This is a genomic window from Meiothermus cerbereus, assembly GCF_051297115.1.
Classification (GTDB): Bacteria; Deinococcota; Deinococci; order Deinococcales; family Thermaceae; genus Meiothermus; species Meiothermus cerbereus_A.
In genome coordinates this window covers 1-13,002 of record NZ_JBEVAL010000076.1, presented here as the reverse complement: position 1 = coordinate 13,002, position 13,002 = coordinate 1, and the positions used below count along the sequence as shown (strand labels likewise).

Genomic DNA, 13,002 nt, shown 5'->3' with positions numbered 1-13,002 from the left:
GTACTTGCATCAGGTAAGGAATGGGGCTGGGTATGGGTTTGTTCGGGTTCATGCTGTATATGATAAGAGCCTGGTACGTGGGGAAGAGCTGTACAAGCAGCAATGTGCAGCCTGCCACGCCATCAAGGGCGTTTCCCAGGGGCTGCCCAACAACCCCGACCTGACCTTCTTTGGCAACCGCACCACCGTAGGGGCTGGAATGTGGCCCAACGTGCCGGAGTACCTCGAGCCCTGGATCAGAAACTCTCCCGGCATGAAGCCTGGCGTCAAGATGCCAGCCTTCACCAATCTGTCCGATGAAGATGTAAAGGCCATCGCTGCTTATCTGATGAGCCATAAAGTGGATGGCTTCGACTTTAGCAAGCTGGAAAAATTCTAACGGGAGGATTGAACAAATTATGGCTGTCGCAACCCCACAAAGCGCTTCCCGTATGGGTTTCTGGGCTTCGGTCTGGGATCTGCTGACCACCAGCGACCACAAAAAAGTCGGGATGATTTACCTGGTCACTTCCTTCGTGGCCTTCGGACTTTCGGGCCTGATGGCGGTGGCCATTCGCTGGCAGCTGGCTGGCCCCGAGCAGCAGTTCCTGGTAGGGGATGCCTACAACCAGATGCTTACCCTGCACGGCGCCACCATGCTCTTTTTCTTCATCATTCCGGCGGGCCTGGCAGGGTTTGGCAACTTCATCCTGCCCCTGATGCTGGGTGAGCGAGACGTGGCCCTGCCGCGCATCAACGCCTTTGCGGCCTGGCTTTTCGTGTTTTCGGCGGTGCTCATCTACACCTCGCTTTTCTTCGGTGGGGCGCCGGACGTGGGCTGGACCTTCTACTACCCCTTTTCGCGCACCACCGGCCTCGGCACCGACTTCTTCATGATGGGGGTGCTGCTGGTGGGTTTGTCGAGCCTGCTGGGTTCGGCCAACTTTGCCGCCACGGTGTACAACCTGCGGACCAAGGGCATGGGCCTGTGGAAGATGCCCATCTTCGTGTGGGGCATCTTTGCCACCTCTATGCTCTCGCTGTTTGCCCTGGCTGGTATTACTGCGGCCAGCCTGACCGTCCTGCTCTCGCGTAAGCTGGGCCTGAGCCTCTACGACCCCGCTATTGGCGGCGACCCTGTCCTGTACCAGCAGTTCTTCTGGTTCTACTCGCACCCGGCGGTCTACATCATGCTGCTGCCCTACCTGGGCATCGCTGCCGAGATCGCCTCGACCTTCTCGCGCAAGCCGGTGTTTGGCTATCGCTTTATGGTCTTTGCCCTGGTGGGCATTGCGGTGGTGGGCTTTTTGGTCTGGGCGCACCACATGTTCACGGTGGGCGAGAGCCTGCTGTTCCAGCTGGTGTTTGTCTTCTTCACCGTGCTGGTGGCGGTGCCAACAGGTGTGAAGGTATTTAACCTGCTGGGAACCTTGTGGGGCGGCCAGCTCGACTTTAAGACCCCCTTGCTCTTCGTGATGGGCTTTATGTTCAACTTCCTGCTGGGGGGTATTACCGGGGTCATGCTGGCGGTGACGCCCTTCGACTACCAGGTGCAGGACAGCTACTTTGTGGTGGCCCACTTCCACAACGTCTTGATGGCGGGCTCGGGCTTCCTGGCTTTTGCGGGCCTATACTACTGGTGGCCCAAGATTACCGGGCGCATGTACCCCGAGTTCTGGGGCAAGGTGCACTTCTGGCTCTTTTTGGTGGGCTACCTGCTCACCTTTATGCCCCAGTATGTGCTGGGCTTCCTGGGAATGCCCCGCCGCTACTACACCTACCCCGATGGAACCTACCTGTGGAACGAGCTTAACTTTGCTTCTACGGTTGGGGCCATCATTCTGGCCCTGGGCGGTATTGCCTGGTTGGTTGCAATGATCCAGAGCTTCCGCCAGAACGTGAAGGCCCCGGACAACCCCTGGGGTGGGCACACGCTCGAGTGGGCTACTTCCTCACCCCCTCCGTCGTACAACTTTGCCGTGCAATTCCCCACGGTGTTCAAGTCTGAGCGGCCCCTATACGACTGGGAAAAAGAAGGCCTGAAGCCGACTCCGGTAGACCCTGCCACCATCCACCTGCCGGCTCCTACCATCTGGCCCTTCATGACTGCGGTGGGGCTCTTGATTGCTGGTATCGGGATTTCCCTGGCCCCCGACCTGGGCAATGCCCCGGTGGGTGGGGTTGCGGGTTGGGGTGGCTGGCTGGCAGCGGGGTTGGTGCTGTTCTTTTACAGCCTTTTCCAGTGGGCTTTGCGTAAAGAGTACGACCACCCGGTGGTGCACCACACGGTTACTGGCAAGTCCAATGCCTGGGTGGGCATGGCCTGGTTCATTGTTTCGGAAATCGCCCTCTTCGGCATCCTGATTGCAGGCTACCTTTACCTGCGCCTTACTGGGGCTGCGGTGCCGCCCGAGGAGCACCGCCCGGCCTTGTGGCTGGCCCTCTTGAACACCTTCTTCCTGGTGGCCAGCTCCTTCACCGTGCATTATGCCCACCACGACCTGCGCAACAACAAGTTCTCGCCCTTTAAGCTGGGTATGCTGATTAGCATCCTGCTGGGGGTGGTGTTCTTCCTCTTCCAGATCTGGGAGTTTGCCATAGCCTCTGGGCACTATGTAGAAGCCCTGAACGCCGCGGGCCAGTCGGAGGCGGCCCAGAAGGCGGCCTTGTGGTACAACGTTTTCTTCCTGATTGTGGGCCTGCACGGGGCACACGTGCTTATTGGTGGAACGGGCCTTGCCCTGGTCTATGCCCAAGGCCTGGCGGGCAAGATCGACAGCCACGAGCAGGGTACCCTCGAGGGCTCCTCGATGTACTGGCACCTGGTGGATGCGGTCTGGCTCTTTATCGTGACCATCTTCTACATCTGGTAGGTTTGCCTGGGACTGGGGGCCAGCAGGGTTCTGGCCCCCGGCTTTTTTTTAGCCATTCACGCTATAGACAACTTTGGGCCGTTTGCCTATAATCTCTAAGGCTGCTGGGAGTTTTTTGCTCCCAAGGCTCAAAAACTGGACCGCTAGCTCAGTTGGTAGAGCAACCGACTTTTAATCGGTTGGTCACAGGTTCGAGTCCTGTGCGGTCCACCAAAAGACCCCCGGCGAATCCGGGGGTTTGTCTTTACGAATGGACGACCCTGTGCTACCCTTATGGACGGTCTAGTTTGTGGGCCCATTCCCACAGACCTAATAAAGGCTCCAGCGGCCCCATCGTCTAGTGGCCTAGGACGCCGCCCTCTCACGGCGGTAACAGGGGTTCGAATCCCCTTGGGGTCACCAAAACGGGCGACTAACTCAGCTGGTAGAGTGCATCCCTTACAAGGATGAAGTCGGGGGTTCGAGTCCCTCGTCGCCCACCAAATCGCAGACGAAAAAACCCTTTGTGCTGCTCTTGCATAAAGGGTTTTATCTTGCTGCCAGTGCAAAGTCCTGCCGATTCGTATACCGGGAGGCAGGCCTATGGCTAAATTGTGTTGACCAAATTCACGCTACAGCTTAGGATTTTCCACGGGCTTCAAATCCCAATCTCTTCTGGAGGCTGATATGCGCCGATTTACGCTGTTGGCAATGGTCTTTCTGTTTCTGGCTGCCTGCACGTCCAGTCCCCAAACAACCGAGGAAGTGGGCGTCCCAGTTTTGGGGTTGGACAATCCTCGAGCGATTCCGGGGCAGTACATTGTGGTTTATAAGAAGGATGCAGGAGTGCTGCCCGCGCTGCAAAGCCTGAAGGCTGGTTTGAGCATGGGTGTGGTGCAGGGCCAGACGTTGCAGAGCCTGGGGCTCGAGGGGGCTCAAGTGCGCCAGGCCTATACCACTGCCTTACAGGGCGTGGCTGTACGCCTGTCTGCTGAACAGCTCAGTCGCCTGCGGCAGGATGACCGCATTGCCTATATTGAGGCTGACCAGATCATGGAGGCTTGGGCTACCCAAAGCCCGGCCACCTGGGGCCTTGACCGCATTGATCAACGTGACCTTCCGCTGTCGAACAGCTACACCTATAACTACACAGGCACCGGGGTTCGCGCCTACATCATTGACTCTGGTATCCGCCGCACCCATGTCGAGTTTAGTGGGCGTATGGACAACGGATACGACGCGGTGACACCGGGGGGTACTGCGGATGATTGCAACGGCCACGGCACCCATGTGGCGGGCACTGTAGGTGGCAGCACCTATGGCGTTGCCAAGGGTGTAATCTTGCACCCGGTACGTGTACTTGATTGCAACGGCTCAGGTTCCAATTCGGGCGTAATTGCTGGAGTGGATTGGGTTGCCCAGAACCACCGCAAGCCTGCTGTTGCCAACATGAGTCTGGGCGGCGGGGCATCCAGCGCGCTTGACACTGCGGTCAACAATGCCATTGGGGCTGGTGTAACCTTCGTTGTGGCTGCAGGCAACTCCAACGCCAACGCCTGCAACTACTCTCCTGCCCGTGTGGGCAATGCCATTACTGTGGGCTCGAGCACCTCTTCCGATGCCCGCTCCTCCTTCTCCAACTACGGCAGCTGTCTCGACCTATTCGCTCCAGGCTCTTCCATCACCTCGGCCTGGCACACCTCCGACACCGCCACCAACACCATCAACGGTACCTCGATGGCAGCACCGCACGTCGCAGGCGTGGCAGCGCTTTACCTGCAGGCCAACCCCAGCGCCACCCCCAGCGCTGTGGCAAGCGCCATTATTGGTAGTGCTACCTCGGGCCGCCTCTCGAGCGTGGGCAGTGGTTCGCCCAACCTGCTGCTCTATTCTCTGCTTGGCAGCACCCCGCCCCCCCCGTCCTCGGGGGAGACCTACACCGGTACCCTCAGCAGCACCGGCCAGTCCAGCTACCACCCTGGCACTGCTGGCTTTAGCTACGCTGGCGGCACCCTCAGGGGCACCCTTACCGGCCCCTCAAATGCAGACTTCGATCTTTATTTGCAAAGACGCAACAGCTTGGGGAGCTGGACTACGGTAGCCCGTTCGGAGAGCGCTACCTCCAACGAGAGCATCACCTACTCGGCCAGTGCAGGTACTTATCGCTGGTGGGTCTACTCCTACAGCGGTTCGGGTTCTTACACCCTGACCGTACAGAGATAGCAAAGAGATAGCAAACTTACTCCCCCTCGAGCGCCGTTCTCGAGGGGGTTTTCACAACCCTGTGCTCCCTGGTCAAGATGCAGCTATGGTCTGAGTGCCTACGTCTGTCCTGGAGGGGATCGTCCCATTGGTGAACAGATGCGGTAGCGGTCTGTCCCAAAGGGGATTGTTCTATTCTCGTTTTCGTTCTACTTTGACGAAACAAGATCGGTAAAGAATGGCTCAAGGTGAAAGTTAAGTTTTGCTGACGCTGGCTTCATAGCAGCGGGCTTTTTCTTTCCTACCCTGGGGCTAGGAGGAAAGCGATGAAGCGACGGATTGCAACATGCATCGCCGGACTGTTGAGCCTGATGGCCTATGCCACGCCAGTTCTAAGCCCCCAGGGCATTATCGTCAACCCAATACCCACCGACCTCGAGGTGCAGACCTGGGTAGACCGCGACCCCCAGGGTTTCGGCAACTCGGTTTACTATTTCGGCGACAAAATCAAGATTTTCACCCGCGTTAACCAGAACGCCTACGTCTATCTCTTCAATATCAACGCCGATGGCCAGATCGACCTGATCCTGCCCAACGCCTACAATCCCAACAACTACCTGCGGGCGGGCGAGACTTACAGCTTCCCCGAGACTGGAGCCCGCTATGAGTTCACCATCAGCGGGCCTGCGGGGGTAGATCAGGTGCTGGCTGTGGCCAGCCGTTCGCCGCTCTCGCTTGTGCAGATTGCCGACATAAAAAGCGGGCAGATGCGCTTACAGGGGGCCAGCAACCTGGCCAGAGCACTTTCGATAGTGGTTACCCCGCTGCCTGAGCGCGACTGGGTGAGCGACGTGGTGCGTTATAGCGTGCAGCCCCGCCTGTCCAGCAACCCCCAGCCACCGGTGGCAACGCCCAGACCGCCCATCTTCTTCATCACCCCCATGCCAGGCTACTGGGTGGTATGGGAGGACCGCGAAGACACCGAGTACCGCGTGGCCTACCGGGGGGGCGATGTGGAGCAGATTTTCAGCTACTACCACCGCGACCTTATGTCCAAGGGCTGGGTCAGGGTGAACTTTAAGTCCAAAGGTGGTAAGAAGAACCAGACCTATGAAGCCGAGTACCGCCGGGGAGGTGACAGGCTCGAGGTGAGCGTGTCCCCTCGAGGGGGCGAGATGGTGGTCAAGCTGGAATGGGGTAGATAGCACACCCATCCTGTTGAGGCTCCCCGCTGGAGGCGCGGGGGGCTTTATAATTGGGGCAAATGCACTCCTGGCCCGATACACACACCAAGCTCCTGCGTTTTGCCAGGGCCATTGTTGCCGCAGGCAAATAGCAGCATTTTTGTTTTCGTACAGTCGAACCCTGGCTGTACGGGCTTTGTTTTCTTGGCCCTCACCCCCTGATGCCAAAGGAGTAAACATGAACAACCTCGAGGTTCACCCCGACATTGCCCAGGCCTCAACCCTTCCAGCCCGTTTTTATCAGGATCCCCAGGTGTATGAAGCGGTAAAGGAGAAGGTTTTTGCCCAGAGCTGGCAGTGGGTGGGCGACACCGACGACCTCAAAGCCCCCGGCACGGTTAAGCCTTTTATCCTGCTGGAGGGCTTCCTGGACGAGCCATTGGTGCTTACCCGCGACCACGACGACCAGCTTCACCTTTTGTCCAACGTCTGCACCCACCGGGGCATGCTGGTGGCCGAGACCGGGGGCAACGCCCGCTACCTGCGCTGCCGCTACCACGGGCGGCGATTTGCGCTGGACGGCTGCTTCCAGGCCATGCCGGAGTTCGAAGGGGTGCAGGGCTTCCCCAGCCCCAGGGATGACCTGCCCAAAGTGGCTTTCGAGACCTGGGGCAAGGGCAAGTTTCTTTTAGCCAGCTTGAACCCCAGGGTTTCGCTAGAGGAGGTGCTGCGGCCCGTTCAGGAGCGGGTGGGCTGGATGCCCTTCGAGCAGTTTTACTTCGAGCCCTCCCGCGCCCGCGACTACCTGGTGCGGGCCAACTGGGCGCTTTACTGCGACAACTACCTCGAGGGCTTTCACATCCCCTATATCCATGCCTCACTCAACACTGCCATCGACTACGGCAGCTATACCACCGAGGTGTACGACTGGTGCAACCTGCAGCTCGGCGTGGCTGCGCCGGGTGAGCCATGTTTCGACCTGCCCAAGGGCTCTCCCGACTTTGGCCAGCGCATTGCGGCCTACTACTACTGGATCTTCCCCAACCTGATGCTAAACTTCTACCCCTGGGGCCTCTCGGTCAATGTGGTGCGTCCGCTGGGACCCGAGCTCACCAAGGTCTCGTTTTTGCCCTATGTCTGGGATGCCAGCAAGCTGGATGCCGGTGCAGGCGCAGCCCTCGACCGGGTGGAGCGCGAAGACGAAGTGGTCGTCGAGGCTGTGCAGAAGGGGGTCAGGTCCCGCTTTTACGACCGGGGGCGCTTCAGCGTCAGGCGGGAGCAGGGGGTGCACCATTTCCACCGACTACTGGCGCAGGCCTTGAAGTAGGTGAGGGGTTTGCGGAAAGAACCCCTCATTCTTGCCTGGAGGCGGCGGTCACAATTTTTTTCGAAAAAACCAAACTGAAGACCCGGAGGCTATTATTTTGAACCCCTGTGCCCAAAGATGCCTGTCTTGCTTCTTGATGCCGGGTCAAGGCATTGTCCAGCATGGGTCGTTATGTGGTGCCGGGCTGCCCTGTTATGATGGGGCAGACTTGGAGGAGCTATGAAGCGAGTGTTTGCCTTGTTGGTCCTGGTAGTGGGTTTCGCCTTTGCTCAAGCCCCGGCCTACCCCGAGAACACCGTGGGGGTGGGATTTGGGATTGGACGCGGGTTGATGGTGCAGGGCAGCCTGGGTCTGCCCTTTAGCCCGCTGGGGATAGATACCGGGCTGGATATGGAGGTTATCGTACCCACCAGTTTTGACAATGTAGAGGTCTGGGCGCTCTTAAAAGCCAATCTGCTGCCTGCCCTTACCGTGGCCGACCTCTCGCTGTCGGCGGGTCTGGGCCTGGACCTGAGCTACAACACTGCGGATGGCAAATTTGGCCTGCACCTGGGGCCGGTGGCCAGCCTCGAGATTCCCGGTGGGGCCATCTCGGGCTATCTAGGCCTGGGCGTTGAAGGGGGCTTCAACCTGGCTTATGGCCTGGGGGGCCGGCTTTACCTCGACCCGGTGGCCCTCGAGGTGGGCATTTCCGACCGCTACAATTTCAAGGTTGCGCTGCTGTACCTCTGGTAGCGTGTGCCAAGTGGAAGGCTGGGGGAGGCCTCCTGGCATTTTGAGGCTGCCGAGCCTGCTCCTGAACCCGAGCTTCCCGGCAGCCACCCCCAGTGCTTTGGGCTCTAGCACACAGGCAAAAATCCTTTAGCTGGGCCACACTACACCTATGCGCTGGATGCTGGCTCTGGCGGTTCTGCTGGGAATTGCTCACGGGCATGCGGTTTTTGTGCTCACCCCCCAGGGACGCTTGCAGGGAGGCCTCAACCAAAAAGCCCAGGTGGCCTATTTTCTAGGCATTCCATATGCCCAGGCCGGGCGCTGGAAAACGCCACAGCCGGTGTTGCGCCTGCAGGGCGTATTCAAGGCCACGCAGCCAGGGCACGCCTGTCCCCAACGCGGCGTCTTTACCACCCGGCTGGGTGGCTATATTCCCCCGCAGAGCGAAGACTGTCTGAACCTGGGGGTCTGGATGCCGCTGGCCCCGCCCCCACCGGAGGGCTACCCGGTAATGGTCTGGGTTCACGGGGGCAGCTACACCGGGGGGAGCTGGGCCGAGCCGCTCTACGATGGCACCGCGCTGGCCTCCCAGGGCGTGGTGGTGGTGGGCTTCAACTACCGCCTGGGCTCGCTGGGCTGGCTGGCCTTGCCCGGGCTGCAAAGGGAAGACCCCCGCGGTTCCACAGGCAACTACGGGCTTTTGGATATGCTCGAGGCCCTGCGCTGGGTAGCGCGAAACATTGCTGCCTTTGGTGGTAACCCGGACAACGTAACCCTCTTTGGACACTCGGCGGGGGGGATGGCGGTTTGTACCCTGCTGGCTGTTCCTGAGGCCCGGGAACTCTTCCACAAGGCCATCATCCAGTCGGGGGGTTGCGAATACGTGCGAACCCTGCAACAGGGCTTTGCCTGGGGTGAGCGTTGGGCCACCCAGATGGGCTGCCCTGCGGGGGATCTGGCCTGCTTACGCCAGCTTCCTCTCGAGCGGCTCTTTCCCCCCGAAGACCGCAGCATCGGGGCGCTGTTGCAGCGGGTCGAAGCTGGGGAGTTTGCCGAGGGGCCCTGGAAACCTCACCTGGATGGGGTTTGGCTGAACAAAACACCCTTGCAGGCCCTGCGGGAAGGTGCAGCAGCGGGGATTCCCCTCATCGTGGGCGCCACCACCCAGGAGACCTGGGGCGATCGCCTGTCGGGCCCTTCCGACTGGGCGGGCTTTGCCAGGCTGGTCGAGAGCAGACTGCCGGGGCGGGGGGCGCAGGCCCGGCAGCTTTACCAGGCCCGCTATGCTTCCCCTGCCGAAGCCTGGGCCTACTTTCAGACCGACCGTACTCTGCTGTGTCCCACGCTGGCTGCTGGGGCGGCCCAGGCCGAGCACGCCCCCACCTACAGCTACCTGGTGGGCTGGGTATCGCCGGTGCTGGAAGTGCTGGGCAGTTTTCATGGAATCGAGCTACCCTTCCTGTTTGGCACCGAGCTGAGCTGGCCCTCGCTGGCGCTGTTCCTGAGCGCAGAGGCCATGGACTCCTCCAGGCCCCTGGCCCGGGCACTCCAGTCGCAGTGGATCAACTTTGCCCGCACCGGCGAGCCATTTTTGCAGGGCTGGCCCGAAACCAGAAGCGGCTATGCGATGGGTTTTGAGGCCCGGCCCGGCCTGATACCCGACCCCTACCCCAAGCGCTGCGGGTTGTTTCGCTAAACCGGACTGAATAGCATAGAAGGGTGCCGGTTCTCAAGGTTTCCGCTGCCGACCAGTACCTCATCGCTACCGGCGATACGCCATTGCTCGAGGTTTGGGAGGCTCTTCCCGAAGGGCTTTTTCCGCCATTTCCTCCAGTCGAACTGCCAGGGGGCCTGGATGGCCTGCTCAAGCGGGGGGGCTTCGCCCAGACCTTTTTTGTGGGGAGCGAGGTGCTGGGGCTTACCTTGCGCTCGCCCAAGGGCCACACCATCCGGGCGGGAGGCCTCACGGTGAAAAACGTCCAGGGCTACGACCTGGTGCGCCCCTTTGTGGGCAGTTTTGGGGCTATGGGCGATGTGCTGGAGGCCACCCTTCGCCTGCGCCCAGGGCGGGCCTGGCTGTTTTTGCGGCGCCAGGGTGAGCTGGCCCAGGCCCCCTTCAAGCCGCGCTTTTTGTGGCAGGAGCGGGGCTATACCTATGCCTTTCATTTTGGACACCCGCTCGAGGTCAGGCGCTTCGCGGAAACCTTTGGCGGCGAGGAAGTCCAAGAGCCGCCGGACTACACCGGGTTTTTCCCGAACGGTATGGGGGTAGGGCCGGGCAACCTGATCGACATGCGCTTTAGCTGGGCCGATGGGGGCAACAGGCCCCAGATGCCTGAGGCCTACAGGCGCCTGGCGGATGCGCTTTGAGCAGTACAGTGGAGCGATAACCCACCGATGAAACCCAGATTTACTGTTCCCGACCATTTGAAGCCCTACCAGCGCAGGCTGACCGCGAACGGGGTTGGCCTCCACCTCTACGACTCGGGCGCCGCCCCGGCCCAGGATCCCACCTTTTTGCTCATACATGGTCTGGGCGACGACGCCGATAGCTGGCGCAAGGTGTTTCCGCTCTTGATGGGGCGGGGGCGGGTGGTGGCGCTCGACCTGCCGGGGTTTGGCCGCTCAGATCACCCCCGGCGGGCTTATACCCTTAACTTTTTTGCCGATACCGTAGCGGCCCTGCTGGAAGGCCTCAGGGTTTCGCAGGCCACCCTGGTCGGAAACTCGGTCGGAGCTGCGGTGGCCCTGCGGCTGACACAACGGCGTGCCGACCTGGTGGAGCGGCTGGTACTGGTGGATGGCCCACCGCTGCGGAGCAAGCTTAGCAGGGTGCAGCTGATGCTTTTGCTTCCGGGCCAGGGCGAAAAGCTATACAACAGCTTTCGTAGCTCGCAGGAGGCCGCCTTTGAGAGCCTGCGGCCTTACTACGCCAACCTTGACGCCTTGCCCCCAGAAGACCGCCAGTTTTTGCGGGAGCGGGTCTGGGACAGGGTCTGGAGCGATGACCAGCGGCGGGCCTACTTTTCAACCCTTCGTTGGATGGCCCTCGAGGGTTTACTGGGCCAGCCCAGCCCGGCCCGCCTTAGCCAGATAAAGGCCCCCACGCTGCTGGTATGGGGCGAGCAGGATGCCGTAATTTCCCTCGAGGCGGCCAGGGCTCTACAGCGCTTTATACCGGGCGCGAAGCTGCAGGTGATTCCTGGCTGCGGGCATCTGCCACAGCAGGAAAAACCTTTAGAGCTGGCCCGGCTTATTTTGCAGTAGCAGCTCCTGCTCGACCCGGCATGTAGGGCAGATGCCGTGGTATTCCACCTGGACGTCTTCAAACGCGAAGGTGGGGTACCTGGCCTTAACCTCGCTGAGCAGATCGGGCAGTGGATGCATGATGTCGAAGAACTGGTTGCACTTGCGACAGACCATGTGCAGGTGCCCGTCGAGGTTGGCCTCGTAGCGCAGGGCCTCCCCAGGGCGGGAGAGGGGTACCAGGTAGCCTTCTTCGGTGAGCGTGTCCAGGGTACGGTAGACGGTGCCCAGGCTAATGCTGGGTACTTTCTTGCGTACTTCTGTGTACACCCAAGCAGCATCGGGGTGGTGATTTTTAGCGCTACGAACCACCTCGAGCACGGCCTTGCGCTGCTTGGTCAGGCGCTTCATTCCCATGGTTATCCTTCAAATATGACCCGCCGGAACAATCAAGTAATCCCGACCGGTTACCTCGAGTTTACCGCAAAACTGCAGCCCGAAAGTGGGTTGGTGGGCAAAACACCCTAAGACTAGTGGGCTTGTACCGCGTCCAGCAGCTCCCGCCCACCTTCGGCCAGCAAATCCTGGGCCAGATCGTGACCCAGCTCAGCGGCTTCTTCGGCGTCGCCCTCGATCTCGGCCCGGATTAGCTCGCGGCCATCGGGCCTGGCCACCACACCCTGCAAGAGCAAGGTGTCGTCGCTTTCCAGGGTAGCCAGCGCGGCAGCGGCGCATTCATCGCCTGCCCCCAAGGCCCTCAAGAAGGCCCGCTCGGCTGTAACCCGCACAAAGGAGGCCCGGTGGTTGAGGCTGTAGGCCAGCTCTTCGGCCCAGTCATCGCCCTGGCGTACCTCGAGGCCCAGGGCACCCTGGCCGGGCGCGGGCAGTGCGATTTCAGGGTCTATTAGCTGGTCGATGCGGTTTCTCAAATCCAGCCGCATCAGGCTGGCTGCACTGATAATGACCGCATCGTACTCGCCCGTTCCAAGTGCACTCAGGCGGTCGTCTACGTCACCCTCGAGGTCGCGCAGGTTCAGGTCAGGGCGGTAGGCCAGCAGCTGGGCTTTACGACGCAGGCTGTTGACCCCTACCACGGCCCCTTTGCCCAAATCCTCCAGTCGCTTGGCTGTGCGTCCTACCAGGGCCTCGCGGGGTTCAACGCGCTTTGGAACTGCAACCAGATTGATTCCAGGAACCTCCTGGGTGGGTAGGTGTTTGAGCGAATACACCGCGATATCCACCTCCCGCCTGCCGAGCGCCTGCCGCAAAGCTTCTGCTGCGCTGCTTTCAGAGGTGTTTTTAGATTGTACGGTGCGTATTTTGAACTCGGTCTCGGGCCAGTTTTCTTTCAGGCGTTCCACCACCCAGCGGGTCTGGGCTTGTGCCAGCAAGCTGGCCCTGGCTCCAATTACAATAACGCGCATAACGCCCAATATATTATAACCCAAGTTGCTACCTACAAAACGCTGGCCAGACGCTTGAAGTTGTGGGCAAAGAT

11 protein-coding genes and 3 tRNA genes are annotated in these 13,002 nt (G+C 60.4%); 12 read left to right on the top strand and 2 right to left on the bottom strand.

Annotated features, from left to right (window positions below; translation table 11 throughout):
• The 12 genes from ABWU19_RS12555 to ABWU19_RS12500 all read left to right on the top strand — a co-directional run.
• Positions 1-379, top strand: a 379-nt coding sequence (locus ABWU19_RS12555) for a c-type cytochrome (RefSeq protein ID WP_435902021.1), incomplete at its 5' end; no start/stop codon positions are given.
• A gap of 19 nt (positions 380-398) precedes the next feature.
• Positions 399-2,852 (top strand): cbb3-type cytochrome c oxidase subunit I, encoded by a 2,454-nt coding sequence (locus ABWU19_RS12550; RefSeq protein WP_435902020.1) that lies wholly within the window; start codon positions 399-401, stop codon positions 2,850-2,852.
• A 137-nt stretch (positions 2,853-2,989) separates the two neighbouring features.
• Positions 2,990-3,065 (top strand) — tRNA-Lys (locus tag ABWU19_RS12545).
• A gap of 113 nt (positions 3,066-3,178) precedes the next feature.
• Positions 3,179-3,254: transfer RNA gene (locus ABWU19_RS12540), tRNA-Glu, on the top strand.
• Between the two features lie 4 nt (positions 3,255-3,258).
• Positions 3,259-3,334: transfer RNA gene (locus tag ABWU19_RS12535), tRNA-Val, on the top strand.
• A gap of 184 nt (positions 3,335-3,518) precedes the next feature.
• Positions 3,519-5,054 carry a S8 family peptidase gene (locus ABWU19_RS12530; protein ID WP_435902019.1) on the top strand — a complete coding sequence of 512 codons (1,536 nt, stop codon included), beginning with the start codon at positions 3,519-3,521 and terminating at the stop codon, positions 5,052-5,054.
• Positions 5,055-5,359: 305 nt separating this feature from the next.
• Complete coding sequence (locus tag ABWU19_RS12525) at positions 5,360-6,238, top strand: DUF4384 domain-containing protein (protein WP_435902018.1); 879 nt, start codon at positions 5,360-5,362, stop codon at positions 6,236-6,238.
• A 217-nt stretch (positions 6,239-6,455) separates the two neighbouring features.
• Positions 6,456-7,544 carry an aromatic ring-hydroxylating oxygenase subunit alpha gene (locus ABWU19_RS12520; protein ID WP_435902017.1) on the top strand — a complete coding sequence of 363 codons (1,089 nt, stop codon included), beginning with the start codon at positions 6,456-6,458 and terminating at the stop codon, positions 7,542-7,544.
• Between the two features lie 219 nt (positions 7,545-7,763).
• Positions 7,764-8,279 (top strand): bioflim formation protein, encoded by a 516-nt coding sequence (locus tag ABWU19_RS12515; protein ID WP_435902016.1) that lies wholly within the window; start codon positions 7,764-7,766, stop codon positions 8,277-8,279.
• Positions 8,280-8,427: 148 nt separating this feature from the next.
• On the top strand, positions 8,428-9,954 hold the full coding sequence (locus tag ABWU19_RS12510) for a carboxylesterase/lipase family protein (protein WP_435902015.1): 1,527 nt from the start codon (positions 8,428-8,430) through the stop codon (positions 9,952-9,954).
• 23 nt (positions 9,955-9,977) lie between these two features.
• Positions 9,978-10,628 (top strand): DUF5639 domain-containing protein, encoded by a 651-nt coding sequence (locus ABWU19_RS12505; protein ID WP_435902014.1) that lies wholly within the window; start codon positions 9,978-9,980, stop codon positions 10,626-10,628.
• A gap of 27 nt (positions 10,629-10,655) precedes the next feature.
• The gene (locus ABWU19_RS12500) at positions 10,656-11,525 is read left to right on the top strand and encodes an alpha/beta fold hydrolase (RefSeq protein ID WP_435902013.1); all 870 of its coding nucleotides are present in this window, start codon (positions 10,656-10,658) and stop codon (positions 11,523-11,525) included.
• Here the strand turns inward: ABWU19_RS12500 and perR are convergent.
• The gene (perR, locus tag ABWU19_RS12495) at positions 11,496-11,921 is read right to left on the bottom strand and encodes a manganese-dependent transcriptional regulator PerR (RefSeq protein WP_435902012.1); all 426 of its coding nucleotides are present in this window, start codon (positions 11,919-11,921) and stop codon (positions 11,496-11,498) included. The two genes, ABWU19_RS12500 and perR, sit on opposite strands and share 30 nt — an antisense overlap.
• Positions 11,922-12,034: 113 nt before the next feature.
• Positions 12,035-12,928: a hydroxymethylbilane synthase gene (gene hemC, locus ABWU19_RS12490; RefSeq protein ID WP_435902011.1), complete on the bottom strand. Its 894-nt coding sequence runs from the start codon at positions 12,926-12,928 to the stop codon at positions 12,035-12,037.
• Positions 12,929-13,002 lie beyond the last annotated feature (74 nt).

What these genes read in the sequence shown, in the direction of transcription:
- ABWU19_RS12550 (WP_435902020.1), top strand. Translation starts at nt 399, where the DNA reads ATGGCTGTCGCAACCCCACAAAGCGCTTCCCGTATGGGTTTCTGGGCT.
- ABWU19_RS12530 (WP_435902019.1), top strand. Translation starts at nt 3,519, where the DNA reads ATGCGCCGATTTACGCTGTTGGCAATGGTCTTTCTGTTTCTGGCTGCC.
- ABWU19_RS12525 (WP_435902018.1), top strand. Translation starts at nt 5,360, where the DNA reads ATGAAGCGACGGATTGCAACATGCATCGCCGGACTGTTGAGCCTGATG.
- ABWU19_RS12520 (WP_435902017.1), top strand. Translation starts at nt 6,456, where the DNA reads ATGAACAACCTCGAGGTTCACCCCGACATTGCCCAGGCCTCAACCCTT.
- ABWU19_RS12515 (WP_435902016.1), top strand. Translation starts at nt 7,764, where the DNA reads ATGAAGCGAGTGTTTGCCTTGTTGGTCCTGGTAGTGGGTTTCGCCTTT.
- ABWU19_RS12510 (WP_435902015.1), top strand. Translation starts at nt 8,428, where the DNA reads ATGCGCTGGATGCTGGCTCTGGCGGTTCTGCTGGGAATTGCTCACGGG.
- ABWU19_RS12500 (WP_435902013.1), top strand. Translation starts at nt 10,656, where the DNA reads ATGAAACCCAGATTTACTGTTCCCGACCATTTGAAGCCCTACCAGCGC.
- perR (WP_435902012.1), bottom strand. Translation starts at nt 11,921, where the DNA reads ATGGGAATGAAGCGCCTGACCAAGCAGCGCAAGGCCGTGCTCGAGGTG.
- hemC (WP_435902011.1), bottom strand. Translation starts at nt 12,928, where the DNA reads ATGCGCGTTATTGTAATTGGAGCCAGGGCCAGCTTGCTGGCACAAGCC.